Below are 25,981 nucleotides of genomic sequence, written 5' to 3'. Positions count from 1 at the left end.
AGTGAGGTTCAGCGCAGCCGACGCGGCCCGGCGTCGAGCAGCAGGGGTGTGGCACTGATCCCGAGTCGCGCACCGGCGACCACGACTCCGTCGGGCGAGGCGAGCACCGGCTGCAGCGACAGTTCCCGGACTTCGGGCAGATCCTCGGCCAGCGTCGCCACCCGCAGCACCAGGTCCTCCAGCGCCGCGAAGTCGGCCGGTTCGTCACCCCGGTACCCGGCCAGCAGCGGCGCGGCCCGCGGAGCGCGGACCAGCTCCGCTACGTCCACATCGGACAACGGAAGCGCCCGGTACGCCTTGTCGCCGAGGAGTTCGCTGGCCACTCCGGACAGTCCGAAGGAGACCAGGGTGCCGAACGACGGGTCCTCCATCAGCTCGATCACGCAGGAGGTACCGCGCGGGGCCATCCGCTGGACGTACACCTCGTCCAGCCCGGAGACGTGCTGTATCGCGGCGTAGGCGTCGCGCACCGCCGCCGGTCCGCCCAAGTCCAGGCGAACTCCCACGAGATCGCTGCGATGCCGGAACTGGTCGCTGACCGACTTCAGCACCACCGGGAAGCCCAGCTCCTCCCCCGCCGCGACGGCCGCCTGCATGCTGTCGACCTTCCGGAAGTCGATCAGCTCGATGCCGTAGCAGCCGAGCAGCGCCACCGCCTGGTCGTCGTCGAGCCGCCGGACGCCGTGCGCCAGCCAGCGCTCCACCGCCGTGCGCGCCCGGTCCTCGTCAATGCCGTCCGGGCGGACGAAGTGGCCCTGCGGCGCGGTCCGCCACTTCGCGTACCGGGTGGCGCGGGCCAGCGCCAGCACCGCGCGTTCCGGGCTCGGGTAGGACGGGACCGACCCCTTCCCCGCCGCGCCGTCCGGACCGCGCACCGCCAGTTCGTCCGGCACTCCCTCGGCCGCCAGGAACGTGGTGACCACCGGTTTCGACCGCGCCGCGTCGGCTTCCTGCAACGCCTCGCGCAGTGCGCGGGCGTAGCTCGCACCGGGTACCGCGACGGGCGGTGCGAACACCGTGACCAGCGCGTCGACGTCCTCGCGGAGCGCGGCGTCGCGGACCGCTCCGGCGAACTCCTCCGGGTCGGCCGCAGCGCCCACGTCGACCGGATCGCCCGCCAGCCGCAGCTCCTGCGCCTGCGCCACGTCCGCGGCGAGCATGCCCAACGCCGAGGAGTTGCCAACGATGGCGACGCGGTCCCCCGGTGGCAGCGGCTGGTGCTCCAGCAGCAGCGCGGTGTCGAACATCTGCGCCACCGACTCCACCCGGATCACGCCGGACTGCTCGAACAACGCCTGCACGCTCGTCTCGTCGATCTGCACCGACGTGGCGGCCAGCCCCGGCCGCACGGCGTTGCGCCCGGACTTGACCACGACGATCGGCTTGGTGCGCGCGAGCCGCCGCGCCAGCCGCGCGAACTTGCGCGGATTGCCGAACGACTCCAGGTACAGCAGCACGACGTCGGTGGAGGGGTCGGTCTGCCAGTACTGCAGGAGGTCGTTGCCGGACACGTCGGCGCGGTTGCCCGCCGAGACGAACGTGGACAGCCCCAGGCCGCGTTCCGTCGCGGTCGCCAGGATCGCCACGCCCAGCGCGCCGGACTGGCAGAAGAACCCGGTGCGCCCTCTGCCCGGCAGGGTCGGTGCCAGGCTCGCGTTGAGCCGCTGCTCGGGGTCGGTGTTGACCACGCCGAGCGCGTTCGGACCGACCACCCGCATGCCGTGCACCCGGGCGGCGCGCACCATCTCGCGTTCCACCTCGCGCCCCTCGGCGCCGGTCTCGCTGAAGCCCGCGCTGACGATCACCAGCGCTTTGACCCCTTTGGCCAGGCAGGCGTCGAGCACCTCGTTGACCCCCGCGGCCGGGATCGCCACCACCGCCAGATCGATCTCGTCGGGGATGTCCAGCACCGACGGGTAGGCGCGCACCCCGCGCACGGAGTGGTGTTCGGGATTGACCGGGTACACGGGACCGGTGAAGTCGGCGCCGAGGAGGTTCGCCAGGACCGCGTGCCCCACCTTCGACCGGTCGGCCGACGCCCCGATCACCGCGACCGTCCGGGGGTGCAGCAGGTTGTGCACGCTGCGCGCCTCCGCGGCCTGTTCGCGGGCGCGGGCCACGGCCACCGACTCCTCGGTGGGGTCGATGTCGAACTCCAGGTGCAGGACGCCTTCCTCGAACGCCCGGCTCACCTGGTAGCCGGCGTCGCGGAAGACCCGCACCATGGTCGAGTTCTCCGCCAGGACCTCGGCGACGAACCGCCGCAGCCCGCGTTCCCGCGCCGCGGCCGCCAGGTGCTCCAGCAGGATCGAACCGAGCCCGCGCCCCTGGTGGTCGTCCCGCACCACGAACGCGACCTCCGCGGACGGCTGCTCGCCGAGCCGGTCGAAGCGGCCGACCGCGACGATGTCGTCGCCGAGCAGCGCGACCAGGGCGACGCGGTCGACGTAATCGACGTGGGTGAACCGCTCGACGTCCCGCCTCGGCATGCGGGGATAGGGGCCGAAGTAGCGGTAGTACCGGGTCCGCTCGCTGAGCCTGCCGTGGAACTCCACCACCTTGTCCGCATCCGCCTCGGTGATCGGCCGCAGGTGGACGGTCCCACCATCGGACAGCACGACGTCGGCCTCCCACCGGCGCGGGTAATCGGCGGCCGTCTCCTCCTGCTGCACCAAATCGTCCACTTCGGACTCCTCAGTCGCGGGTGTCGGCGGGATCCAGGCCGTGCAAGGGGAACACCGCGTGCCTGGCGTCGCGGATCGCGGTGTCCACCGGGGACAGCGTCACCCCCGACCACGGCTGGAACGTCCCGTCGCCGCCGTCGGTGAGCGACGTCGGCAGCGGCACGTTGTCGGCGACCCGCACCGCGTGCGACACCCACTGCTCGGGGATCGTGGTCGCCGGGTCCAGGTCGCGGTCCAGCACCGTGGCCAGCAGGTGCGTCCACGCCCGCGGCACGACGCGGAACAGCGAGTAGCCTCCCCCACCCAGCACGAGCCACTTCCCGTCCGCGTACTGCTCGGCCAGCTCGCGCAGGCTTCGGTAGGCCGAGCGCTGCCCGTCCACGGTCAGCGACAGGTCGGCCAGCGGGTCCTCGCGATGCGCGTCGGCGCCGCACTGGGTCACCAGCACCTGCGGGCGGAACGTCTCCAGCACCGACGGCACGACGGCGTGGAAGGCGCGCAGCCACCCCGCATCATCGGTGCCCGGCGGCAGCGGGACGTTGACCGCCGTGCCGTCCGCTCCGGTCCCGCCGACCTCGCTGGCGAACCCCGTTCCCGGCCACAGCGTGTACGGGTGCTGGTGCAGGGACACGGTCAGCACTCGCGGATCGTCGTAGAACGCCGCCTGCACACCGTCCCCGTGGTGCACGTCGATGTCGATGTAGGCGATCCGTTCCACGCCCTGCGCGAGCATCCACGCGATGGCCACCGCGCAGTCGTTGTAGACGCAGAACCCGGCCGCGTGAGCGGCCATGGCGTGGTGCAGACCACCCGCGATGTTCACCGCCCGGTCCACGCGGCCGGAGACGACCTGCTCCGCAGCCAGCAGCGACCCGCCAGCGACCAGCGCCGCGGCGTCGTGCATCCGGTCGAAGATCGGGTTGTCGTCGGTGCCGAGCCCGTGCCCCACCTCCGGACCGGCCAACGGCGCGGTGCGCACCGCCGCCAGGTAATCGGAGCGGTGCACCCGTTCCAGATCAGCGTCCGGCGCGATCTCCGGGCGCAGCGTGTCGACTCCGTCGAGCAACCCCAGCGAGCGAGCGAGCCGCATCGTCAGGTCGAGCCGGATCGGATGCAGCGGGTGGTGACCACCGAGGTCGTAGTCGAGCAGGGAGTCGTCCCACACGACCGCGCACTGTGAACCCATACCGGGAAGCTACCTTCCCTGTGCCGCCGAACACAGTGCCGTGACGCCGCGTCAGCCGGGCTCGCTCCCGGTCACCGCGGGCCGCTCCGGGTCGGCCGACCAGTTCGACCACGATCCCGCGTACAACGACGCGGGGCGCTGCGCGCTCGTGACGCCGGCGTGCTCCAGGGCCAGCACCACCGAACAGGCCGTCACCCCCGACCCGCAGTAGGCCCCGACGGGACGATCCGCACCGACACCGAGCGCGGCGAAGTGCTCAGCCAGCTCCGCGGACGACCGCCACCGGCCGGAATCGGCCGTGTGAGCCGCGAACGGCGCGTTGACCGCCCCGGGGATGTGGCCGGCGCGCGGATCCATCGGCTCGACGTCCCCGCGGTAGCGCTCCGCCGCCCGCGCGTCGAGCAGCACTCCCTCGCGGGCTACGCGTGCGGCGCCGTCCGCGTCCACCACGGGCATGGCCCCCGGCGCGGCTCGGAAATCGCCTTCCCGAGGGTGCGGGACCTCCGTGGTCGTCGGACGCCCCTCCTCGGTCCACGCCGCGAAGCCGCCGTCGAGCACGGCGACCGCGTCGTGCCCGGCCCAGCGCAGCAGCCACCAGGCCCGCGCGGCGGCCGAACCGTCACCCGCGTCGTAGACGACCACGGGGCGTGCCCGGTCGACTCCGGCGCGGCGCAGCACCTGTTCGAACTCCCCGGCATCGGGCAGCGGGTGCCGCCCCTGGACCCCCGGCGGGGAGGCCAGCTCGGCGTCCAGATCGACGAAGACGGCCCCCGGCAGATGGCCCCGCTCGTAGTCCTCCCGACCGGGTGGGCCGAGCAGTGACCACCGCACGTCCAGCAGGGTCGGGTGCGGGTCCTGGCGCAGCAGGGCCGTGAGATCATTGGTACTGATCAGAGGATGCATGACGGCCTTTCGTAGCCCGGCGACCAGGTCCGTCGGAAGTCCTTGAAGTCAACTTCCCGACCGCTGACCGCTGTCGCCCGGTGGGACTAGCATCGTGGTTGGGACTGAATGGGGAGCCGACGTGAACGATCTCATCGATACCACCGAGATGTACCTTCGCACCATCTACGACCTCGAAGAGGAGGGCGTAGTCCCACTCCGGGCGCGCATCGCGGAGCGGCTGGAGCAGAGCGGCCCCACCGTGAGCCAGACGGTCGCCCGCATGGAGCGCGACGGCCTGCTGACCGTCGCCGAGGACCGACACCTGGAACTCACCAAGGCCGGGCGTGCCCGCGCCATCAGCGTCATGCGCAAGCACCGGCTCGCCGAGCGGCTCCTGGTCGACGTGATCGGCCTCGAATGGGAACACGTCCACAACGAGGCGTGCCGCTGGGAACACGTGATGAGCGAGGCAGTGGAGCGCAAGCTCGTCAAACTCCTGGGACGTCCCACCACGTCTCCTTACGGCAACCCCATCCCCGGCCTGGACGAGCTCGGCGTGGACCTCGTGGAGACGTCGGTCGAGGGCGAGCAGGACCTGCAGCGAGTCGACGAGCTCGCGCGCAACGGCGGTGGCCGCGCACTCGTGTGCCGCATCGCCGAGCACGTCCAGCTGGACCCCGACCTGATGACCGAGCTCAAGGAGGTCGGCGTCGTGCCCGGCAGCGAGGTCGAGGTGCTGTCCGTGGTCGGCCCGAACAAGCCGATCAGCGTGAAGGGTGAGAAGGGCAGCACGGAGCTGCCGTCGGGCATCGCCCACGCGGTCATGGTGCGCGCGAAGTGACGGCGGCGGACCGCGCCGCGGAGGCGTTCGCCGAGCAGTACGGGTGCTCCCCGAGCGCGGTCTGGTCCGCCCCGGGGCGGATCAACCTCATCGGGGAGCACACCGACTACAACGACGGCTTCGTGCTGCCCTGTGCCCTGCCGCACCGCACGGCAGTCGCGGTCCGGCCGCGAGAGGACGGGAACCTGGCGATCGCCACGCTCGGCAGCGACGGACGGCTGCACACCTCTCCCACGCTGCCGCTCGCTCGGTTGGAGCCGGGTGACCCGACCGGCTGGGCTGCCTACCCCGCCGGCGTCGCCTGGGCGCTGCGGGATGCCGGATTCCCGCTTCCCGGCGCCGACCTCCTCATCGTCGGCGAGGTGCCCACCGGCGCCGGGTTGTCGTCGTCGCACGCGCTGGAGTGCGCGACCGCGCTGGCGCTGTTGGACACCGCGGGCCGAGCACCGGGCGCGACGGGCGGGCCCGGCCTCGCCGAGATCGCGCGCCTGGTGCAGCGGGCGGAGAACGACTTCGCCGGAGCCCCCACCGGCCTGCTCGACCAGACCGCCTCGCTGCGGTGCACCGAGGCGCACGCCCTGTTCTTCGACGTCCGCTCCGGTGCCGCCGAGCAGATCCCGTTCGCGCCGCTCAGCGCGGGCCTGGAACTGCTGGTGATCGACACCCGGGCGAAGCATTCGCACAGCGAGTCCGGCTACGGCGACCGGCGGCGCGGCTGCGAGCGGGCGGCGGAACTGCTGGGGGTCAAGGCCCTGCGGGACGTCTCGCAGTCCGACCTGGACACCAACCTGCCGTCGCTGCCCGAGGACCTCCGACCGCTCGTGCGGCACGTCGTCACGGAGAACGCCCGCGTGCTGGCCACCGTCGAACTGCTCCGCGCCGGTCGGTACGACGAGCTCGGCGAGATCCTCACCGCCTCGCACGTGAGCCTGCGCGACGACTACCGGGTCTCCTGCCGGGAACTCGATCTCGCCGTGGACGCCTCCCTGGAGGCCGGAGCGTCCGGGGCGCGCATGATCGGCGGTGGTTTCGGCGGATCGGCGATCGCCCTGATCCCGACCGAACACCGGACCAGCATCGAACGGCACGTCCTCGATGCGTTCGAACGGCACACCCTCGCCGCACCGAGGTTGTTCACGGCGGTACCCTCCGCCGGGGCGGGCCGGGACCGATGATCGAGCCCGCGGCACGCCTCTGCTGAGCGCAGGGCAGGACGATCTCCCACGGAAGGCAGTACGCAGGTGAAGCTCCTCGTCACAGGCGGTGCAGGCTACGTCGGCAGCGTGTGCGCGGCCCGGTTGGTGGAAGCCGGCCACGAGGTCGTCGTGGTCGACGACCTGTCGACCGGCCACGCGGACGCGGTGCCGGACGGCTGCAAGTTCGTCGAGGCCGACATCGCCGAGGCCGCGGGCGACCTGCTCGCAGAGCCGTTCGACGGCGTGCTGCACTTCGCGGCGAAGTCCCTCGTCGGCGAGTCGATGCAGGAGCCGCGCAAGTACTGGCAGGGCAACGTGCTGACCACGCTGCGCCTGCTGGACGCCATGCACGAGCACGGCACGCCCCGCCTGGTGTTCTCCTCGACGGCCGCCACCTACGGCGAGCCGGAGGAGGTGCCGATCACCGAGGACGCCCCGACGCGACCGACCAACACCTACGGCGCGACCAAGTTGGCGATCGACCACGCGATCACCTCGTACGCCACCGCCCACGGCCTGGCGGCGACCAGCCTGCGGTACTTCAACGTGGCGGGTGCCCACGGCGCGTTCGGCGAGCGCCACGCGGTCGAGACGCACCTGATCCCGATCGTGCTCCAGGTGGCTCTCGGCCAACGCGAGCAGGTGCAGATCTTCGGTGACGACTGGCCGACCGAGGACGGCACGTGCGTGCGGGACTACATCCACGTCACCGACCTCGCCGACGCCCATCTCTTGGCTCTGCAGCACGCGAAGGCCGGTGAGCACCGGATCTACAACCTGGGCAACGGCACGGGCTTCTCGGTCAAGCAGGTGATCGACACCTGCCGCGAGGTCACCGGCCACCCCATCCCCGCGCACGTGGCACCACGGCGCGCCGGCGACCCGGCCACGCTGGTGGCCTCCAGCCGCCGGGCTCGGGAGGAACTGGAGTGGCGGCCGCAGCGCGCCGACCTGTCGGTCATCGTCCGGGACGCGTGGGAGTTCACCCGGGGTCGGGCCTGACGCGGAGATCCTGTCGGAAGCGTTCACCACGCACCGTCCTCTTCGATCATGAGCCGGGCATCTTCCGCGGCGTCGCGGGCGATCACGCTCAGGTCCGAAGGCGGGATGCCGGCTTCCAGGGCTTGCCGGAGCAACATGCCCAACCGGTGCTCCGGGCGGGTCTTCTCGACCCGCTCCAGCGCCACTCCGGCGAGTCCGCCGTCGCCTCGCAGATAAGCCGAAAAGGCCAGGAGTGACGCGACATCGGCGAGTTCCGGGGCGGGTGCCTTGCGCACGAGGGTCAGCCACAGCTGTTCCGCGGCGTCTGAGGACTCCCCGAGCGCGGCGCCCAGCGCGACGTCGCGAACCCGGGTGTCCGACACCGCGATCATCACGCGCAGCAGGTCGTCCTCGGTGAGCGCGGCGCCCTCGGCGGTGCGCCGGATGGCGGAGAACACCGCTTTCAGGTCGTGGCTGGTCCGATCCGGACCGCACGCCTCGTCGAGTTCGTCGGTGAGCGCGTCGATCCGCGCGGACCGGCGTGCCAGTGCCTCGTCGGATTCCGGGGCGACGAGTTCGCGCAGCTCGTCCTTGCTGCCGAAAGTCACCACACCGGCGGCCGTGAGCGCCGCGGCGATCGTCGACAGCTTCGGATCCGGAATCTTGCCGCAGCAGTCCGGGCTCGAATAGCAGGCCCAGTCAGCGCCGGCGCGGATCTCCGGCGCCCACAGCGCGTGCAGCGTGGCGATCCCGGCGAACGCGAAGGCATCGCCCACCACGTCGACGAGTTCCCGGTGCGGAGGTGACCCGTCGACGTCCACTGTGTCCTGGCAGACCTCCGATCCGGGGCACTCGACGGCACACCGTTCCCGATTCGTCTGGTCGCCGACGACGACCATGACCACCGCGTCCGGCCGGTGGGTGCGCAGCGGCCCCGCGAGCAGGTGCGCGGCCAGCTGGCTGCGCTGCCCGGGACAGGGCAGGTCCACGCGCATCGTCGTCCCGAACCTCGGTGTGTCGGGCAGGTCGTGGATCGTCAGCAGCACCAGCGAATTCGTCGGCGCGAAGCCGAGCATCGGCGGTACGGCGGCGACCAGGTCCGCTGGGTTGTTGATGGAGATTCCGGCGTTCAGTCGTGTCGTCATGCTTCAACGATCGACAACCACGACCAGCGGCGGAAAGACCCAAATCGAAAACAGCGGACAAGCTGACCTCCTGTGGACAACTCGGCCTCGAAAAGCCACGTTGATCCACTTTGGAGTGACGATCATTCGGTGTTTTCCGGTCACACCAAGGGTGATTACGCTCAGTCAGCCTGGCCGTGCTGCCCGGAATCGCCCGCCGGTCACCGGATCCGTCCCAGGAGCGGAAGGCGCACCGAGGTGCGGGACAGGTCGAGCGCGAGACCCGTTCCCGGCTTCGGACGCAGCGTGAAATCGTGATCGCTGGACAGCACCACGAGTCCCAACCGGTGCCCCGGGGCGAAGACGTAGTCGTCCGGCTGCATCGACACGTCGATGTCGTAGCGCCTGCCCGGCCGGACCGGTGAAGTCCGATCGATGCGGTGCCGGTTCTGCGGATCCGCCCATCCCCGCGTCACGACGGTCGTCGAACCGTCGGGGGCCTGGTCCACCAGCAGTGCGGTGACGTTGGCGGCCGGTCGGTCGAAGGTCAGCCCCAGTTCCGCGCGGACCGTGCCGCTGACCCGCACCGGCGCCGCGAGCGGCTCGCTCACGTAGGAAAGGCGGTTCGGCGACTCCGGAGCGGAGGCGAGTTCCTCTGCGGTCCGGGTCGCGTCGTCCCGCAAGTACTCCACACCGTCCACTTCGGACTTCCCGAGCGCACCGCGCGTCCGGCCACCCTCCCCGGGCCGCAGCACCACGTCGCGGGCCTCGGGAGCGGGCCACTCGGGTTCCTCGACCCAGCTGGCGTCCTCCCGCTGGATCGTGGCTCGGGGCTCCCCCTCCACGCCGTTCGGCACGCCGTAGAGGTAGCGGGTGAACCAGCGGTTCAGGGTGTGCAGCCACGCGTCCTTGCGGAGCGTGATCGGGTCGGTGTGGCCGGACTGGTGCCACCAGATCTTGTGCGGCACGCCGCGTTCCCTCAGCGCCTCGTACCACTGCGCGGCCTGCCGCGTCTTGACATTCCAGTCGTGGAGCCCGTGGACGGACAGCACCGCGGCGTGCACCCGGTCGACGTCGTTCAGGTAGTTGCGGTGGTCCCAGAAATCGTTGTAGTCGCCGGTGACCCGGTCCTCCTCGGCCGCGATCCGGTCGATGCGTGCTCGGCAGACCTCCCGGTCGGCCCGGGTGTACACGTATTTCGCCAGGACGTCGGCATCCTCGCCCTGGTATCCGCCGGGAGCGACGATCGCTCCGTCCGACCGGTAGTAGTCGTACCAGTTCGAGATCGCGCCGATCGGCACGATCGCTTCCAAACCCGCGACCCCCGTGCTGGCCACCGCGTTAGGCAACGTGCCGTTGTACGACACACCCATCATCCCGACCTTGCCGCTCGCCCAGTCGGCCACCGCGGGAGCACCGTCCGAGGTGTGCGCGGAGGCCCGGGAATTCAGCCAGTCCACGACGGCCTTGGCTCCGATGGTCTCGTTCTCCCCACCGGTGCTCGGACATCCGGTGGACTCGCCCGTGCCCGGAGAATCCGCGTACACCACGGCATACCCCCTGGCCAGGAGGTACCGCTCGTACGCCCAACTGATCTCCTTCGCCGTCGCGACGGTGATCCGCTCGTCCCGCCGAGGCGACTCCGACGACGAGCTGCCGGCGCGCTCCGGCACGTACAACTCGGTGTCCACGTTGTGGTTCGGCACATCGTTGCCGCCGGCGAAGTAGGGACTCACCTGGTAGACGACCGGGACGCGCAACCCCTGCCCGCTTTCCCGGGGTCGCACGACCCGGACGTGCACCCGGTCGTCGCGGCCGTCACCGTCGCTGTCCACGGGCGCGGACACGAACAGGTCCTCGCGCACCGCCCGGTCCGGATCGAACACCGGCTGCGCTTCCCCGTGCTCGAACACCGGCCCCCGCGGGGGTCCTGCCTCTGCCGGAACCCCGGCGAAGGTGACCGCGACGACGGCCACCAGCAGACCTGCTCGAAGTTGGCGCATGCGTACCCCCCTGAGGCGAGTGCATTGGGACACGAGCACTTTCCCAGAGAGGCGGTAAGTCGACAGGTGGCGCGGCGGGTTTGCGCCAGCACCGCCCGGTCGACCCGAGCAGTAAAGTCGGAGTCAGCACGTCCCGCGAAGGAGTCTCACATGTCCGTCCCCGCGCTGACTTCCGCCGGCCTGATCTGCGGTTATGCCGTCGCTCGCGCTACCAAGCACCGCTACCTGGGCGGCGTCGTCGCTGCCGGAGCCGGACTCGGCGCTGTCGAAACCTGCCGACGCAGGACCGGAACGGGCCGCGCCGCGACGCTCGGCGTCACCTATGCGGCCGCCCTGGCCGGATCGCACCCGCTGGCCAAGAAGCTCGGCGCCTGGCCGTCCGTCTTCGCCGTCACCGCGGGAACCGCGGCGGTGGCGCAGTTGCTGTCCCGGCGACCTCGTCGGTAGCAGCGTCCGCGAGCGGCGCCCCTCCGTGATCTGAGGCTCACCAGGCGGTCGAGCGACCTGCGATCATGCTGTTCATGAGTATGCACACGGCGGTCGGGATCGTCGGTCTGGGGCGAATGGGCCAGACCTTGGCAGCCGGGTTCAACCGGGCCGTGCCGTCCGGTCGGCTGTTCGCGGTGGGGCGGTCGCGGACCAGCGTCGTCCAGCTGCGCAGCGAGGTCCCCGGGGCCGGAATCGTGTCGCTGCCGGAACTGCCTGACCGCGCCGATCTGCTCGTCCTCTGCGTCCGGAACGCGGATCTGCCCGCAGTGCTCACCGACCTGCGTCCCCGGCTGACCGCTGACCACGTCGTGATCGTCCTCAACAACGGCATTTCCCTGACTTCCTTGGCCGAGGCGGTTCCCGGCCCGGTGGCCAAGCTGATCCCGAGCGTCGGCAACGAGATCGGCGTCGGCGCGACGCTGCTGGTACCAGGACCGGGGTTCACCGAGGAGAACGAGGCGAGCGTCCTCTCCCTCCTCCGGTCGTTCTCCGTCCCCTTCGTGATCGAGGAGCACCAGGGACGCGCGGCGACGGATCTCGCATCGTGCGGCCCCGCTCTCCTCGCTCGTGTGGCCGCGGAAATGGCCGCTGCACAGCGCAAGCGGAACGCACCGCTGTCGGCCGATCTCGCCGAAAGCTTGGTCGCAACGAGCCTGAACGCCTTAAGCCGCCTGCTCGACAACGGTGCTTCCGCAGCCGAAATCGTGGATCGCGTCGCGGTTCCCGGCGGCAACACCGCCGCAGCGATCGAAGCCGCCGAGGGCCACCTCGCCGCCGCATGGCACGCCGCGTTCCAGACGACCGCGGACAACGAGCGGTCCAAGCCACCACCTCAGCTGAACAACGACGAGCACGCGGGGTGAACCTCGGCCCGCGGTTGGTCTTGCCGGGCTGGGCCCAGGACCGACGGGCGATGTCGGCCGATGATCGTTCCAGCCGGAAGAGGTCGGGCCACCCACGAGAGAGGGGAGCCGACCGATCGGCCGACTCCCCTCTCACCAGCACCTCTCACGACGTCAGGTGCGTCGCGAGCGACAGAACTCAGCTGCAGCCGGAGGTCGAGCCGCAGCCCTCGCACACGTAGCAGGATCCCGACGGACGCATCTTCGTGCCGCAGGTCATGCACAGCGGCGCGTCGGCCGCCTTGCCCAGTCGCAGTTCGAGCAGTTCGGTCGAGCTGCCGACCCGCTGGTCGTCCTCCTGCTTCGACTCGGACTTCGTGTAGTCCACCGTGGACCGCAGGGTGTCCAGGTCCACGTCGTCCGAGGTCGAGCCGGAATCCCCGCCGTTGACCTGGGTCTCCCGCTCGTCAGCGGTGAAGATGCCCAGCTGGGCCCGCTTCTCGTAGGGCAGGTAGTCCAGGGCGAGGCGGCGGAACAGGTAGTCCAGCACGCTGCTGGCCATCCGGATGTCCGGGTCGTCGGTCATCCCAGCCGGTTCGAACCGCAGGTTCTGGAACTTCGAGACGTAGAACTCCAGCGGGATGCCGTACTGCAGGCCCACAGAGATCGACATGGAGAACGCGTCCATCACGCCCGCCAGGGTCGACCCCTGCTTGCCGAGCTTGACGAAGATCTCGCCCAGCCCGTCGTCCGGGTACGACCCGGCGTGCAGGTAGCCCTCGGCACCGCCCACGGTGAACGACACGGTCTGGCTCGGGCGCTTCTTGGGCAACCGCTTGCGGACCGGCCGGTACTCGATCTGCTTCTCGACCGCCTTCTCCTGCTCGGCCTTGTCGCCCTTGCCCGCCGACAGCGGCTGACCGACCTTGCAGTTGTCGCGGTAGATCGCCAGCGCCTTCAGGCCCAGCTTCCAGCCCTCGAAGTAGAGCTGCTCGACGTCCTCGACCGTGGCCGACTCCGGCATGTTCACGGTCTTGGAGATCGCGCCCGAGATGAACGGCTGCACCGCCGCCATCATCCGCACGTGGCCCATCGGAGCGATCGAGCGCTGCCCCATGGCGCAGTCGAACACCTCGTAGTGCTCCGGCCGCAGGCCGGGGGCGTCGATCACGTGCCCGTGCTCGGCGATGTACTCGACGATCGCCTCGATCTGCTCCTCCTGGTAGCCCAGCGCCTGCAGGGCCCGCGGCACGGTCTGGTTGACGATCTGCATGGAGCCGCCGCCGACCAGCTTCTTGAACTTCACCAGAGCCAGGTCGGGCTCGATGCCGGTCGTGTCGCAGTCCATCATCAGGCCGATGGTGCCGGTGGGGGCGAGCACCGACGCCTGCGCGTTGCGCCAGCCGCTGCGGGCACCGATCTCCAGGCCCTCCTGCCACACCCGCGTCGCCAGCTTGTGCACGGTGGCGTCGTTGTGGTGGTAGGTGCGGACCAGGTCGTTGGCCGCGGCGTGCTTGCGCATGACCCGCTGGTGCGCCTCGGCGTTGCGGGCGTAGCCCTCGTAGGGACCCACCACCCCGGCCAGCTCGGCCGAACGCTTGTAGGCGGTGCCGGTCATCAACGAGGTGATCGCCGCCGCCAGCGCCCGGCCGCCGTCGGAGTCGTAGGCGTGACCGGTCGCCATCAGCAGCGCGCCCAGGTTGGCGTAGCCGATGCCGAGCTGGCGGAACTTGCGAGTGGTGTCCCCGATCGCCTCGGTCGGGAAGTCGGCGAAGCAGATCGAGATGTCCATCGCCGTGATGACGAACTCGACCGCCTTCTCGAACAACTCGGCGTCGAAGGTCAGGTCGTCGCGCAGGAACTTCATCAGGTTCAACGACGCCAGGTTGCAGCTGGAGTTGTCCAGGTGCATGTACTCCGAGCACGGGTTGGACGCGGTGATGCGCCCGGTCTCCGGCGCGGTGTGCCAGTCGTTGATCGTGTCGTCGTACTGGATGCCGGGGTCGGCGCACTCCCACGCGGCCCGCGCCATCTTGTGGAACAGCTCCCGGGCCTGCCGGGACTCAAGCACCTCGCCGGTGGTGCGGGCCCGGAGCCCGAACGTCCCGTCGCTCTCCACCGCGCGCATGAACTCGTCGGAGACGCGCACCGAGTTGTTGGCGTTCTGGTACTGCACCGACGACGAATCGGCGCCACCGAGGTCCATGTCGAAGCCGGAGTCCCGCAGCGCGCGGATCTTGTGCTCTTCGCGGGCCTTGGTCTCGATGAACTCCTCGACGTCGGGGTGGTCGATGTCGAGGACGACCATCTTCGCCGCCCGGCGGGTCGCACCGCCCGACTTGATCGTGCCCGCGGAGGCGTCCGCACCGCGCATGAACGACACCGGCCCGGAGGCGGTACCGCCGGAGGACAGCAGCTCCTTGGACGAGCGGATGCGAGAGAGGTTCAGACCGGCGCCGGAGCCGCCCTTGAAGATCAGGCCCTCTTCCTTGTACCAGTCGAGGATCGACTCCATCGTGTCGTCGACCGACAGGATGAAGCAGGCGGACACCTGCTGCCGGGAGCTGGTGCCGACGTTGAACCAGACCGGGGAGTTGAAGCTGAACACCTGGTGCAGGAGCATCCAGGTCAGCTCGTGCTCGAAGACCTCGGCGTCGGCGTCACTGGCGAAGTAGCCGTGCTCGACACCGGCCCGCACGTAGGTCTTCACGACGCGGTCGATGAGCTGCTTGAGGCTGCTCTCGCGCTCGTCGGTGCCCACCGCGCCGCGGAAGTACTTGCTGGTCACGATGTTCACGGCGTTCAGCGACCAGAAGTCGGGGAACTCCACGCCGCGCTGTTCGAAGTTGACCGAACCGTCCCGCCAGTTGGTCATCACCACGTCGCGGCGCTCCCAGGTGACCTCGTCGTAGGGATGCACCCCCTCCGTGGTGTAGACGCGCTCCACCCGGATGCCCTTGGGTCGGGCACCTGCTTCCGGCTCCCCCGATGCGCCGGCCGGGCTACCGACGGTCTCTGTCATGACCTGACCCTCTTCCTTGTCGCTCGCTGGTCGTGCATTGCCCCCGTCCGGTCTCCCCGTCCGGTTCGGTCGTGCCTCGCTGCTCAGCCGTGCCCCGCCGCGGGATCCCGGCTGACGTCTCACCTGCGCAGCCCCACGCCGGGGCGAACGCCGACGCGGTTTGCTCACGGCTGCTCTCCGTTGTCCTCCGAGGTCCGCTCGTCGTCCCCGCTCGGGGCTCCGCGCCGCGCGGCGCGGAGGTCGGCGATCTCCTTCTCGAAGTCCTCCACCGACGAGTAGGACCGGTACACGCTCGCGAAACGGAGGTACGCGACCTCGTCCAGTTCCCGCAGCGGCCCCAGGATCGCCAGCCCCACCTCGTGGCTGGGCAGTTCCGCGACGCCGAGGGACCGGACGGTCTCCTCCACCTGGTGCGCCAGCTGCTGCAGCGCGTCCTCCTCCACGGGACGCCCCTGGCAGGCCCGGCGCACCCCGCGAACCACCTTCTCGCGGCTGAAGGGCTCGGTGACGCCGGAACGCTTCACCACGGACAGGACCAGTTCCTCGATGGTCGTGAACCGACGACCGCACGCCGAGCACGACCGCCTGCGCCGGATCGCCTGGCCTTCCTCGACTTCCCGCGAGTCGACGACCCGGGAATCCTCGCCACGGCAGAACGGGCACCGCACCGGCACTCACCCCCTTCCCGGTCTGCTCGACGCAGGTCGCACCCGACCCGCGTCCCGTTAATGCCCGAACACCTTACAGCCCAACCTGTGGACTAAATACATGGGCGTAACTACTACATGTTGTGGTCGACTCTAATCCGCGCCGCGCTGCTCGCGCAAACCGACACGCCCCGGGCACACGAGGCCCGCACACCGCCCGAAGGACGCAGGTCGCGCCGCGCCCGCGCGATCAGGGACGCCCGCTCGGCACCACCGGAAAGCCGCCGGGATCACCGGTCCGACCGGCCACCTCGCCGGGGCCGGGCTCCGCCTGCGCCGCAGCCTCCCGGAGCGCATCACCCGGGACCGCGGCAGCGGGGGGCGCGGGAGCGCCGCACCCGGCGAAGAGCCCCACCAGGATGACAATGGCGCACGAGAAGATCGCCACCGAGGTCAGTAAAACCCACTCGTCCCACCCGGCCGATCGTCGACACGCGAACACCGCCGACCGCGCTCCGGCCGACAACCCGCGGCGCACGACCCTGCCCGCCGGCCGGACGGCCACCGGGCGCAATCGGCCGGCGACGCCGAGCGGTGTGCCCGTGGGGGTCCTGCGACCGGATGAACGGACGCGCCCCGGCGCCCCGACTGGTGTGACCATGACCCCTCCCGCACCGAAAAGAAACCATAGATCGAATGGATGTTCGATCGAACCTGAGTGCGATTGTGTACCAGGAGTACGGCGCGAGGCGAGAGCGTGGCCCCAAATTAACTCGAACAGGTGTTTGATCTCTGCGTTTGTGCCGTCTACTGTGGAAAACGGGCGTCGAGCAGGGTCCCGCAGGAAGCAACCAGGCGGTCGACGCCGAGGACGGACACCGCAGACAGCCGAAGACGATCAACAGCCCAATCCGCACCGCGTTTCGCACCGCGGTCCGTACCGACAGGAGGCAGTGGTGACGAGGAATGTGACCGGCTCGGTCCAGGGCCAAGTACAGAACGTCGAAGACTCTCGGGCTGACGTGCGCGCCCTGCCCGAACAAGCCAACGGGTCCGACGAGCTGAGCGAGCGCCAGCGGAAGGTGCTGGAAGCCATCCGCGAATGGATGCGGGAGCACGGCTACCCGCCCAGCGTGCGCGAAATCGGTGACGCGGTCGGGTTGACCTCGACTTCCTCGGTCGCCTACCAGCTGCGCGTGTTGGAGCGGAAGGGCTACCTGCGCCGGGATCCGCACCGACCACGCACCGTGGGCGTGCTGGTCGCCGGGACGGAGCAGGAGTCCGCCGAGTCCGAGGCGCAGGCCAAGCCCGCGTACGTTCCGGTGGTCGGCCGGATCGCCGCTGGCGGGCCGATCCTCGCCGAGGAGTCGATCGAGGACGTCTTCCCACTGCCCAAGGAGATCGTCGGCGACGGCACGCTGTTCCTGCTTCGGGTGGTCGGCGACTCGATGATCGACCTGGCCATCACCGACGGCGACTGGGTGGCCGTGCGCCAGCAGCCCGAGGCCGAGAACGGCGACGTCGTGGCCGCGATGATCGAAGGCGAGGCGACGGTCAAGACGTTCAAGCGGACCGAGGAACACGTCTGGCTCGTCCCGCACAACTCGGCTTACGAGCCGATCCTCGGTGACGACGCGAAGATTCTGGGCAAGGTGGTCGCCGTGCTACGTCGACTGTGAGCTCCCCGGCGCACGGCACACGACCGCCGGAGCGCAGGGCGACGGCGTGGTGGGCGTCCGGTGCGTCGTCCGGGGCGGTGTGAGACCGCCCCGGACAGTCCGGCACCAGGTTCGTGGCTCAGCGAGGATTCCGGGCCATCTGGCCAGGGACAGCGCGGAGGATCGCGGCCGGTACGGTCACTCCGAGTCGACGCTGGCGAACTGCTGAAGCGCGTTCGCCAGCTCTGGTCGGACCTTGGCGCTGATCCTGGTTCCGTCCGGGGTGTGTTCCTCCACGACGACCTCGCCCTCGGAGTGGACGCGGGCGACCAGGTCGCCGCGGGTGTACGGCACCAGCGCCGTCACGAACACCTCGGGCCTGGGCAGGCGCTCGGCGATGATGCTCCGGAGCTCCTGGATTCCAGCGCCGCTGTGCGCGGAGGCGAACACGGCATCCGGCAACAGCCTGCGAAGTTCGGCGATCCGCGTGGCGTCGACCGCGTCGGTCTTGTTGATCACCAGCAGTTCCGGCGGCATGGACGTCCCGTGCTCGTCGGCGATCTCCGCCAGGACCTCGCGCACCGCCGTGACCTGGCCCTGCGGGGCCGGTTCGGAACCGTCGACGACGTGCACCAGCAGATCCGCGCCGCTGACCTCCTCCAGGGTGGAGCGGAACGCCTCGACCAACTGGTGCGGTAGGTGGCGGACGAATCCGACCGTGTCCGTCAGCGTGTACGGGCGACCGTCCGGCGTCTCCGCCCGCCGAGTCGTCGGGTCCAGGGTAGCGAACAACGCGTCCTCGACGAGCACGCCCGCGCCCGTCAGGGCGTTGAGCAGGCTGGACTTACCGGCGTTGGTGTACCCGGCGATGGCCACGCTCGGGACCTCGTTGGCTTCTCGGCGGCTGCGCTTGGTGCCGCGGACGGTGCGCATCGCGGTGAGTTCCTTGCGCAGCTTGCTGATGCGCTTGTGGATGCGACGCCGGTCGGTCTCCAGCTTCGTCTCACCGGGACCACGCGTTCCCACGCCGCCGGTCGCGCCACCGGCACGGCCGCCGGCCTGCCGGGACATCGCCTCACCCCACCCGCGCAGGCGCGGCAGGAAGTACTGCAGCTGTGCCAGCTCGACCTGGGCTTTGCCCTCTTTCGACCGGGCGTGCTGCGCGAAGATGTCGAGGATGAGAGCCGTTCGGTCGATCACCTTGACCTTGAGCTTCTCCTCCAGCTGGCGCAGCTGGCCGGGCGAGAGCTCACCGTCGCAGATGACGGTGTCGGCCCCGGTCGAGGTGACGACGTCGCGCAGCTCCCGCACCTTGCCGGAACCGACGTAGGTCGACGGGTCTGGCCGGTCGCGGCGCTGGACGAGGCCCTCCAGCACCTGGGAACCCGCGGTCTCGGCGAGCCTGGCGAGCTCCGCCAGGGATGCCTCGGCGTGGGTGGCGTCGCCGTCGGTCCACACCCCGACGAGCACCACGCGCTCCAGCCGGAGACGGCGGTACTCGACCTCGGTGATGTCGGCGAGTTCCGTGGACAACCCGGACACCCGCCGCAGCGACGCGCGCTCGGCGAGTTCCAGCTCGCCCGTGGACGGTTCCGCGGAAAGGATTGGTTCGTACTCGTCGGCGTCGACCGCGGAACGGTCGAGGTCGGCGGGCCAGGTCGCAGAATTCTTCATATCAACGCCATTGTCCCACGCGGCGCGACCGATTTTCACCCTTCACCGCCGGTCACCGGGACGCGACGGGCTCCGGGGTTCCCTCCCGGCCGCGCCATGCGCATCGGATTCACCGACCGCCACTCAGGCGTGCTGCCACCACTCGGCGTCCAGGCGCCCCTCGGCCACCAGCACCGCCGGCCCGGTGAGCGTCGACGTGGTGTCGGTGACCTCGACCTCCACGGTGCCGCCCGGGATGTGCACGACGCGATGTCCGGTGGTCCGGCCGTCCGCGCGCAGGGCCGCGACGGTCGCGGCGACCGTGCCGGTGCCGCAGGAGCGCGTCTCCCCCACGCCGCGCTCGTGCACGCGCATCCGGACCTGCGCCGAGTCGATCCTGCGCACGAACTCGACGTTGACCCCGTTCGGGAAGACGGTCGCGTCGTGCGGCGGAACGGCCGTCAGGTCGAGAGCGTCGAGATCGACGTCGATCGCGCAGGCCAGGTGCGGGTTGCCCAGATCGACGGCGACACCGGTGAAGCGGTGGCCGGACACCTCGGTGGCCGATTCACCGAAGATCGTCGCAGGGCCCATGTCGACCGTCACGCGCCCGTCCGGTCGGGTGATCACGGATCGCATCCCGGCACGGGTGCCGACCGGCAGCTCGCCCGGCGCGGCGAGACCCGCCTCGACCAGGTAACGGGCGAAGACCCGGACACCGTTGCCGCACATCTCGGCGATCGATCCGTCCGCGTTGCGGTAGTCCATGAACCACACGTCACCGGGGATGTCCGGCGGAGCGTCCTGCAACGCGGCGGACCGCACCACGCGCAGCACGCCGTCGGCGCCCAAGCCACGGCGGCGGTCGCACAGCGCCTGCACCCGCGAGTCGGTGAGCTTCAGCTCGCCGTCCGGGTCGGGCAGGATGACGAAGTCGTTCTCGGTGCCGTGGCCCTTGAAGAAGACGGGCCCCTGGGAGGACTGCACGCCGCCAGTCTACGCAGTGAGCATCGCCCGAACGTCGGACTCCAACCCGGGCTCGGCCGCGTCGAACCACTGGATCCGGCAGTCCCGGCGGAACCACGAACGCTGCCGCCGGACGAACCGGCGGGTCAGCCGCGCCGTCTCCGCCGCCGCGGTGGCCATGTCCCCGCCGCCGTCCAGCTCCGCGAGCACCTGCTGGTACCCGAGGGCTCGGCTGGCGGTGCGGCCGCGGCGCAGTCCGAGCCGCTCCAGGGCGCGCACCTCGTCGACCAGCCCGGTGTCGAACATGCGGGTCACGCGCTGGTCGACGCGGTCATCCAGGGCCGCCACCGGACGGTCCAGGCCGATCAGGACGGCGGAGTACCGCGGCGGGCCAGGTGTGGGCAGGTTCGCCGAGAAGGGTTCGCCGGTGATCTCGATGACCTCCAGAGCCCGCACGATCCGGCGGCCGTTGCTGGGCAGGATCGCCTCGGCCGCCGCCGGGTCCAGTTCGCGGAGGCGTCGGTGGAGCTCGGGGGCGCCGACCTCGACGAGCTGCTGCTCCCACTTGGCGCGCACCTCCGGGTCCGTGCCCGGGAACCGCAGATCGTCCACGACCGCCTGCACGTAGAGGCCCGAACCGCCCACGAGGATCGGGGTCCGGCCCCGCGCGAGCACGTCCTCGACGGCCCGTCGGGCGTGCCGCTGGTAGGCCGCCACCGAGGCCGTCTCGGTCACGTCGAGCACGTCGAGAAGATGGTGTGGCACGCCGAGGCGTTCCTGCTCGGACAGCTTGGCCGTGCCGATGTCCATCCCGCGGTACAGCTGCATCGCGTCGGCGTTGACGACCTCGCCGTCCAGTTCGGTGGCGAGGTGCAGGGCGAGTTCGGACTTGCCGGTGGCGGTCGGGCCGACCACCGCGACGAGGCGGGGCAGGGAGGCAGCGGACACGCCCCGACCTTAGAGCGTGTCCCCGGACTCGTTGTGCGTGGTGGCGCGGGCGGCGGCTGCGGTGGACCAGCCGCCGCGTGGTTCCCGCGGGGGCGCTGACACGGCACGTCAGCACCGCACGACCCGATCTCGGCACCACGTCGCGGCTGTTCTCGCGAGACGCCCGCAGGGTCGCTGCCGCGGAGGCACCGGCGCCTCCGGTGTGCCCACGGGCGGGAATCGCGGCGGCGAGGGCGGAGCGGCCGGCGCTCGCATGTCCCTCCATCCGCGCACGGCGGGCTGGAAGGGCGGGACGGTCAGGGCGTTCGACGCCACTGCGCGACGTGGTAGGTCACGCCGTAGGGAGTGGCCGAGTGGAGGAGTTCGCCGGTCCACGTGCCCCCGGCCTCCTCCACGGCACCGGCGAGCACCTGGAGGGCGGCCCGCCCGGCGACGCCCAGCTCGGCCGCCTCCGCGGGGTCCAGGGCGAGCAGTGCGGTGGGGTCGGCGTCGGCCAGCGCGGTCCGGAGGCGGTCGTCGAAGGGGCGAGCACGGGGGTCGGGGGCGTAGGGGGAACTCTCGTCGGAGCGGTTCGTGCCGTCGGCGAGCACCAGCAGGCCGAGCGGATCGGCTCCCGAGTCGCGCTCCAGCCGCCGCCCCTGCCGGCGGCACTCCTCCGGCGACGTGTCCGGGGCCAGGAGGTGGGCCGTGACCGAACGGGCACCCGCCTGCTCCCGGAGCCAGCCCGCGACGAGAGCGGGCAGCGGTAGCGCCGGGTCGGGCTCGCCCGTTCCGGCACCCAGCGTCACCCGGACGTCGACGCCGAAACCGGCGAACGTACCCAGGGTGTCCGGGGAGCACGTTCTCGGCCCGGAGGGATCCGTCCCGACGGCCACCCATTCGGCGGCCGCGTCAGTCAGACTGGACACTGCGCGCGAACAGGCGTTGCGCAACTGCTCGGTCTCCGCTCCGGGCCGCACGGTCAGTTCGGGGACCAGCAGCGGTGGATACGGCACCACGGCGACACGGGTGATCACACCCGTGCACGGTAGAGGTCTCGGTCGGCGGTGACTGGAGCAGGAGGCCGCGAGAGGCGGCGGGCGAACGCGGGGGCTCGGTACCCCCTGCCCACTGCCCCCGAACAGGTGACCTATGACAATGAAGCAGTGCAGGTCACAGATCCGGTTCGGAGCCCACGCGGACCACTCGGCGCGCCGATGCCGCAACGGAGTACCGATTCGTGCCGTGACCTGTTTGAATGCGCCAACGGAGGCCGGATCGGGCGACGGTCCGGGCCACCGCTTGCTGGGCCCCGCCTGGGCGGGGCGCCCGTGCCGGGCACGGGCATCGGAGCGGGCACGCAAGGAGGAAGCCGGCCATGACGCACCAGGACTCGACCCCCGAGGCTGTCGCCCACAAGGCGACCGCGGACTCGACCACCAGCACCACCGGGTCGCCCACGGCTGCGCCCGCGGTACCGACCGCTTCCGCCGATCCCGCGAAGTGGGGGCGGGTCGACACCGACGGCACGGTGTACGTCTTCACCCCCGAGGGCGAACGCGCGATCGGTTCCTGGCAGGCCGGTGACGCCGCGGAGGGGCTCGCCCACTACGCGCGCCGGTTCGACGACGTGGTCACCGAGGTCGAACTGCTCGAAACGCGGCTGACCACGCACGCCGGAGAACCGAAGCACACCCTGTCCAGCGCCCGGCACCTGCGCGAGTCGCTGACCGACGCCGCCGTGGTCGGCGACCTGGCGGCGTTGGCCGCGCGCGTCGACCACCTCGTCGAGCGGGCGCAGCACGCGGTCGAGGGCGCCAAGCACGAGAAGGAACGCGCTCGCGCCAACGCGGTGGCCCGCAAGGAGGAACTGGTCTCCGAAGCCGAGCAGATCGCCGCCGAGGCGACCCAGTGGAAGGCCGCGGGTGACCGGCTGCGGCAGATCCTCGACGAGTGGAAGACGATCAAGGGCGTCGACCGCAAGACCGACGAGCAGCTGTGGCGGCGCTTCTCCAAGGCGCGGGACGCGTTCAGCCGCCGCCGCGGCTCGCACTTCGCCGAACTCGACCGGCAGCGCGCGGCGTCCAAGGCCCGCAAGCAGGAGCTGGTCGAGGAGGCCGAGGCGCTGACCGAGTCCAGCGACTGGGGCGCCACCGCGAACCGGTACAAGCAGCTGATGTCCGAGTGGAAGGCCGCCGGGCGTGCGCCGAAGGACAGCGACGAGGCGCTGTGGCAGCGGTTCCGCGCGGCGCAGGACCGGTTCTTCAGCCGCCGCTCCGAGGCGTTCTCCGAGCGCGACGCCGAGTACGCCGCGAACGCCAAGCTCAAGGAGGAGCTGCTGGCCGAGGCCGAGCAGATCGACCCGTCGTCCGACCTCAAGGCCGCGCAGGGCCAGCTGCAGCGCATCCAGGAGCGGTGGGACGAGATCGGCAAGGTCCCGCGCGAGCGGATGCGCGAGCTGGAGGGCCGGTTGCGGTCGATCGCCGAACGGGTGCGGTCGGCCGCCGACGCGCAGTGGCGGCGCACCGACCCGGAGGCGCAGGCCCGGGTCGACCAGTTCCGGGAGCGGGTCGAGCAGTTCGAGGCGCAGGCCGAGAAGGCCCGGTCCGCCGGGGACGAGCGCCGCGCCAAGCAGGCCGAGGAGCAGGCCCAGCAGTGGCGGGAGTGGCTGGCCGCGGCCGAGCAGGCGCTGGCCAGCCGGTGAAGTTCGGCGACCCGGGGAGCCGCGCTCCCCGGGTCGCAGGCATCGAGCGGTGGTCGGGTGCGCCGTGACGCGAGCGGCCGAGAGCGCACCCGCCGCACGCAGCGGGTCAGGTCACGGGCCGCGGGAACGCCGCGAAGCGGGTCAGCGGCGAGTCCAGACCACGCGCATCCACTGGACGGCGAGCACCGCCATGCAGACGACCGCGAGGACCAGGCCGAACGACGGGCCGGTGATGCCGCTGGTCTGACGCGACCAGATCGCCACCATGCCCTCGAAGGTCACCACGACACCGCCGACCGCCGCGAGGAACGCGACGCCCCAGCGCCGCGTCATCAGCGAGAGCACGCCCAACCCGATGCCGACGACGGTGGAGTTGATCGCGAACAGCTGGGGCAGCAGCCCGACGTTGAGGCTCGGATCGGCGGTCCCGGTGAGCACCTGCCAGCCAGCCGCGTCCCCGACCCACGGCAACAGCGAGCAGAGCACCAGCACGAGCATCACCGCCGCGATGACCAGGGCTCGCGAGCCGGGGTCGATGCGCCGCAGGACCTCCTTCTCCGCCTTGGACAGCGGGCGGGTGGCGTGCGGGTCGACTGCCTGCGGCATCTCCTGCTCCTCGTCGCGTCGTTCCGGATCGGTCAACACCCACACCCCTGCTGGGCGGCCGGTTGGGACGGCGGGGCTCCGAACGACGGCAGGCCGAGGCTCACGCCGGAGGTCTTCGGCCGCATGCCGGCCTCCCAGTGATCACCGGCCACCGTGCGGCGGTGGGCGCTGATGTCGGTGTCGGCGACCAGGTGGTGCGGAGCGGCGCGGGTGACCGCGGTGTGCACGACGTCGCCCGGCCGGATCTCCCGGTCGATCGCGCCGGTCGGCGTGAAGTGCACCAGCCGTCCGTCCCGGGCGCGGCCGGTGAGGCGGTGCGTCTCGGTGTCCTTGCGGCCCTCGCCCTCGGCGACCAGCAGCTCCACGGTGCGGCCGACGAGCTTCTTGTTCTCCTCCCAGGAGATCTCGTTCTGCAGCGCCACCAGCCGGTCGTAGCGCTCCTGCACGACCTCCTTGGGCAGCTGGTCGGGCATCTCGGCGGCCGGGGTGCCGGGCCGCTTGGAGTACTGGAAGGTGAAGGCGCTGGAGAACCGGGCCTGCCGCACGACTTCCAGCGTGGCCTCGAAGTCCTCCTCGGTCTCACCGGGGAACCCGACGATGATGTCGGTGGTGATCGCCGCGTCGGGCATCGCCTCGCGCACCTTGCGGACGATGTTCAGGTACCGCTCGGACCGGTAGGAGCGGCGCATCGCCTTCAGGACGCGGTCGGAACCGGACTGCAGCGGCATGTGCAGCTGCGGGCACACGTTCGGCGTCTCGGCCATCGCGGCGATGACGTCGTCGGTGAAGTCGCGCGGGTGCGGCGAGGTGAAGCGGACCCGCTCCAGGCCCTCGACCTCGCCGCAGGAACGCAGCAGCTTGCCGAACGCGTAGCGGTCGCCGAACTCGACGCCGTAGGCGTTGACGTTCTGGCCCAGCAGCGTCACTTCGAGCACGCCCTCGGACACCAGGGCCTGCACCTCGGCGAGGACCTCGCCGGGCCGCCGGTCCTTCTCCTTGCCGCGCAGCGACGGGACGATGCAGAACGTGCAGGTGTTGTTGCAGCCGACGGACACCGAAACCCAGCCGGAGTAGGCGGACTCCCGGCGGGCGGGCAGCGTGGAGGGGAACACCTCCAGCGACTCAAGGATCTCGACCTCGGCCTCCTGGTTGTGCCGCGCCCGTTCCAGCAGCGTCGGCAGCGAGCCCAGGTTGTGGGTGCCGAAGACGACGTCGACCCACGGCGCCCGCTTGACGATCGCGTCGCGGTCCTTCTGCGCCAGGCAGCCGCCCACCGCGATCTGCATCCCGGGGTGCCGGTCCTTGGCGGGGCGCATGTGGCCGAGGGTGCCGTAGAGGCGGTTGTCGGCGTTCTCCCGCACCGCGCAGGTGTTGAAGACGACGACGTCGGGCGTCGACTCCTCCTCACCCGCGCGCACGTACCCGGCGTCCTCCAGCATGCCTGCCAGCCGCTCGGAGTCGTGCACGTTCATCTGACAGCCGTACGTGCGGATCTGGTACGTTCTCGCGGCGCTGCTGGTGCTCACCGTTCCACGGTAGCTCCTGGTCAGATCGCGGATTCACCCGC

At 70.9% G+C, this 25,981-nt stretch carries 20 protein-coding genes; 7 read left to right on the top strand and 13 right to left on the bottom strand.

The window, feature by feature from the left end:
• Positions 1–8: 8 nt before the first annotated feature.
• Genes NV263_RS07580 through NV263_RS07570 form a run of 3 tightly spaced genes read right to left on the bottom strand, consistent with a single transcriptional unit; the run spans position 9 to position 4,773 of the window.
• Positions 9–2,684, bottom strand: coding sequence for a bifunctional acetate--CoA ligase family protein/GNAT family N-acetyltransferase (locus NV263_RS07580; protein ID WP_263251849.1), 2,676 nt, complete (start codon positions 2,682–2,684; stop codon positions 9–11).
• A 10-nt stretch (positions 2,685–2,694) separates the two neighbouring features.
• Positions 2,695–3,870: an acetoin utilization protein AcuC gene (locus NV263_RS07575; RefSeq protein ID WP_263251848.1), complete on the bottom strand. Its 1,176-nt coding sequence runs from the start codon at positions 3,868–3,870 to the stop codon at positions 2,695–2,697.
• A gap of 51 nt (positions 3,871–3,921) precedes the next feature.
• Positions 3,922–4,773, bottom strand: a complete 852-nt coding sequence (locus NV263_RS07570) for a sulfurtransferase (protein ID WP_263251847.1) — start codon at positions 4,771–4,773, stop codon at positions 3,922–3,924.
• A 121-nt stretch (positions 4,774–4,894) separates the two neighbouring features.
• Here NV263_RS07570 and NV263_RS07565 point away from each other — a divergent pair, with 121 nt between their 5' ends.
• The 3 genes from NV263_RS07565 to galE all read left to right on the top strand — a co-directional run bounded on the left by NV263_RS07565 (position 4,895) and on the right by galE (position 7,794).
• Positions 4,895–5,596, top strand: a complete 702-nt coding sequence (locus NV263_RS07565; protein WP_263251846.1) for a metal-dependent transcriptional regulator — start codon at positions 4,895–4,897, stop codon at positions 5,594–5,596.
• The gene (gene galK, locus NV263_RS07560; protein ID WP_263251845.1) at positions 5,593–6,771 is read left to right on the top strand and encodes a galactokinase; all 1,179 of its coding nucleotides are present in this window, start codon (positions 5,593–5,595) and stop codon (positions 6,769–6,771) included. Before NV263_RS07565 ends, galK begins: the two co-directional genes overlap by 4 nt.
• A gap of 66 nt (positions 6,772–6,837) precedes the next feature.
• Complete coding sequence (galE, locus tag NV263_RS07555; RefSeq protein ID WP_263251844.1) at positions 6,838–7,794, top strand: UDP-glucose 4-epimerase GalE; 957 nt, start codon at positions 6,838–6,840, stop codon at positions 7,792–7,794.
• 23 nt (positions 7,795–7,817) lie between these two features.
• Here the strand turns inward: galE and NV263_RS07550 are convergent, their stop codons facing one another.
• Both NV263_RS07550 and NV263_RS07545 read right to left on the bottom strand, forming a co-directional pair.
• The gene (locus NV263_RS07550) at positions 7,818–8,918 is read right to left on the bottom strand and encodes a DUF4192 domain-containing protein (RefSeq protein WP_263251843.1); all 1,101 of its coding nucleotides are present in this window, start codon (positions 8,916–8,918) and stop codon (positions 7,818–7,820) included.
• 200 nt (positions 8,919–9,118) lie between these two features.
• Positions 9,119–10,900: a Xaa-Pro dipeptidyl-peptidase gene (locus tag NV263_RS07545; RefSeq protein WP_263251842.1), complete on the bottom strand. Its 1,782-nt coding sequence runs from the start codon at positions 10,898–10,900 to the stop codon at positions 9,119–9,121.
• Positions 10,901–11,050: 150 nt separating this feature from the next.
• On the opposite strand from NV263_RS07545, the gene NV263_RS07540 reads away from it, so the two are divergent.
• Together NV263_RS07540 and NV263_RS07535 are read left to right on the top strand one after the other, a co-directional pair.
• Positions 11,051–11,347 (top strand): hypothetical protein, encoded by a 297-nt coding sequence (locus NV263_RS07540; RefSeq protein ID WP_263251841.1) that lies wholly within the window; start codon positions 11,051–11,053, stop codon positions 11,345–11,347.
• Between the two features lie 65 nt (positions 11,348–11,412).
• A complete protein-coding gene (locus tag NV263_RS07535) occupies positions 11,413–12,252 on the top strand; it encodes a pyrroline-5-carboxylate reductase family protein (RefSeq protein ID WP_317630403.1) in 840 nt (279 codons plus the stop codon).
• Positions 12,253–12,430: 178 nt separating this feature from the next.
• Here the strand turns inward: NV263_RS07535 and NV263_RS07530 are convergent, their stop codons facing one another.
• Entirely contained in the window at positions 12,431–15,253 is a 2,823-nt protein-coding gene (locus NV263_RS07530) for a vitamin B12-dependent ribonucleotide reductase (RefSeq protein ID WP_263251840.1), read from the bottom strand.
• Between the two features lie 164 nt (positions 15,254–15,417).
• Complete coding sequence (gene nrdR, locus NV263_RS07525) at positions 15,418–15,921, bottom strand: transcriptional regulator NrdR (RefSeq protein WP_263254102.1); 504 nt, start codon at positions 15,919–15,921, stop codon at positions 15,418–15,420.
• 935 nt (positions 15,922–16,856) lie between these two features.
• Here nrdR and lexA point away from each other — a divergent pair.
• The gene (gene lexA, locus NV263_RS07520) at positions 16,857–17,579 is read left to right on the top strand and encodes a transcriptional repressor LexA (RefSeq protein ID WP_263251839.1); all 723 of its coding nucleotides are present in this window, start codon (positions 16,857–16,859) and stop codon (positions 17,577–17,579) included.
• A 177-nt stretch (positions 17,580–17,756) separates the two neighbouring features.
• Here lexA and hflX read toward each other — a convergent pair whose 3' ends face one another.
• The 4 genes from hflX to NV263_RS07500 form a co-directional block, all read right to left on the bottom strand.
• Positions 17,757–19,232 carry a GTPase HflX gene (gene hflX / locus NV263_RS07515; protein WP_263251838.1) on the bottom strand — a complete coding sequence of 492 codons (1,476 nt, stop codon included), beginning with the start codon at positions 19,230–19,232 and terminating at the stop codon, positions 17,757–17,759.
• Between the two features lie 123 nt (positions 19,233–19,355).
• Positions 19,356–20,198, bottom strand: a complete 843-nt coding sequence (gene dapF, locus NV263_RS07510; protein ID WP_263251837.1) for a diaminopimelate epimerase — start codon at positions 20,196–20,198, stop codon at positions 19,356–19,358.
• Positions 20,199–20,207: 9 nt separating this feature from the next.
• The gene (miaA, locus tag NV263_RS07505; RefSeq protein ID WP_263251836.1) at positions 20,208–21,125 is read right to left on the bottom strand and encodes a tRNA (adenosine(37)-N6)-dimethylallyltransferase MiaA; all 918 of its coding nucleotides are present in this window, start codon (positions 21,123–21,125) and stop codon (positions 20,208–20,210) included.
• A gap of 296 nt (positions 21,126–21,421) precedes the next feature.
• A complete protein-coding gene (locus NV263_RS07500; RefSeq protein ID WP_263251835.1) occupies positions 21,422–22,141 on the bottom strand; it encodes a class III extradiol dioxygenase subunit B-like domain-containing protein in 720 nt (239 codons plus the stop codon).
• Positions 22,142–22,482: 341 nt separating this feature from the next.
• On the opposite strand from NV263_RS07500, the gene NV263_RS07495 reads away from it, so the two are divergent.
• Complete coding sequence (locus tag NV263_RS07495; RefSeq protein WP_263251834.1) at positions 22,483–23,808, top strand: DUF349 domain-containing protein; 1,326 nt, start codon at positions 22,483–22,485, stop codon at positions 23,806–23,808.
• 141 nt (positions 23,809–23,949) lie between these two features.
• Here NV263_RS07495 and NV263_RS07490 read toward each other — a convergent pair whose 3' ends face one another.
• On the bottom strand, positions 23,950–24,453 hold the full coding sequence (locus tag NV263_RS07490; protein ID WP_263251833.1) for an Rv2732c family membrane protein: 504 nt from the start codon (positions 24,451–24,453) through the stop codon (positions 23,950–23,952).
• Complete coding sequence (gene miaB / locus NV263_RS07485) at positions 24,447–25,940, bottom strand: tRNA (N6-isopentenyl adenosine(37)-C2)-methylthiotransferase MiaB (RefSeq protein WP_263251832.1); 1,494 nt, start codon at positions 25,938–25,940, stop codon at positions 24,447–24,449. The genes NV263_RS07490 and miaB overlap by 7 nt, the downstream gene beginning before the upstream one ends.
• Between the last annotated feature and the right edge of the window lie 41 nt (positions 25,941–25,981).

It is taken from the genome of Saccharopolyspora rosea, assembly GCF_025643595.1.
Taxonomy (GTDB): Bacteria; Actinomycetota; Actinomycetes; order Mycobacteriales; family Pseudonocardiaceae; genus Saccharopolyspora; species Saccharopolyspora rosea.
Note: the sequence above shows the minus strand (reverse complement) of the source record. Positions and strands in the feature narration are given on the sequence as shown.

Excerpts from the sequence above, each read along its gene's own strand:
- NV263_RS07575 (WP_263251848.1), bottom strand. The coding sequence starts at position 3,870 with ATGGGTTCACAGTGCGCGGTCGTGTGGGACGACTCCCTGCTCGACTAC.
- NV263_RS07570 (WP_263251847.1), bottom strand. The coding sequence starts at position 4,773 with ATGCATCCTCTGATCAGTACCAATGATCTCACGGCCCTGCTGCGCCAG.
- NV263_RS07550 (WP_263251843.1), bottom strand. The coding sequence starts at position 8,918 with ATGACGACACGACTGAACGCCGGAATCTCCATCAACAACCCAGCGGAC.
- NV263_RS07545 (WP_263251842.1), bottom strand. The coding sequence starts at position 10,900 with ATGCGCCAACTTCGAGCAGGTCTGCTGGTGGCCGTCGTCGCGGTCACC.
- NV263_RS07540 (WP_263251841.1), top strand. The coding sequence starts at position 11,051 with ATGTCCGTCCCCGCGCTGACTTCCGCCGGCCTGATCTGCGGTTATGCC.
- NV263_RS07535 (WP_317630403.1), top strand. The coding sequence starts at position 11,413 with ATGCTGTTCATGAGTATGCACACGGCGGTCGGGATCGTCGGTCTGGGG.
- NV263_RS07530 (WP_263251840.1), bottom strand. The coding sequence starts at position 15,253 with ATGACAGAGACCGTCGGTAGCCCGGCCGGCGCATCGGGGGAGCCGGAA.
- hflX (WP_263251838.1), bottom strand. The coding sequence starts at position 19,232 with ATGAAGAATTCTGCGACCTGGCCCGCCGACCTCGACCGTTCCGCGGTC.
- NV263_RS07495 (WP_263251834.1), top strand. The coding sequence starts at position 22,483 with ATGACGCACCAGGACTCGACCCCCGAGGCTGTCGCCCACAAGGCGACC.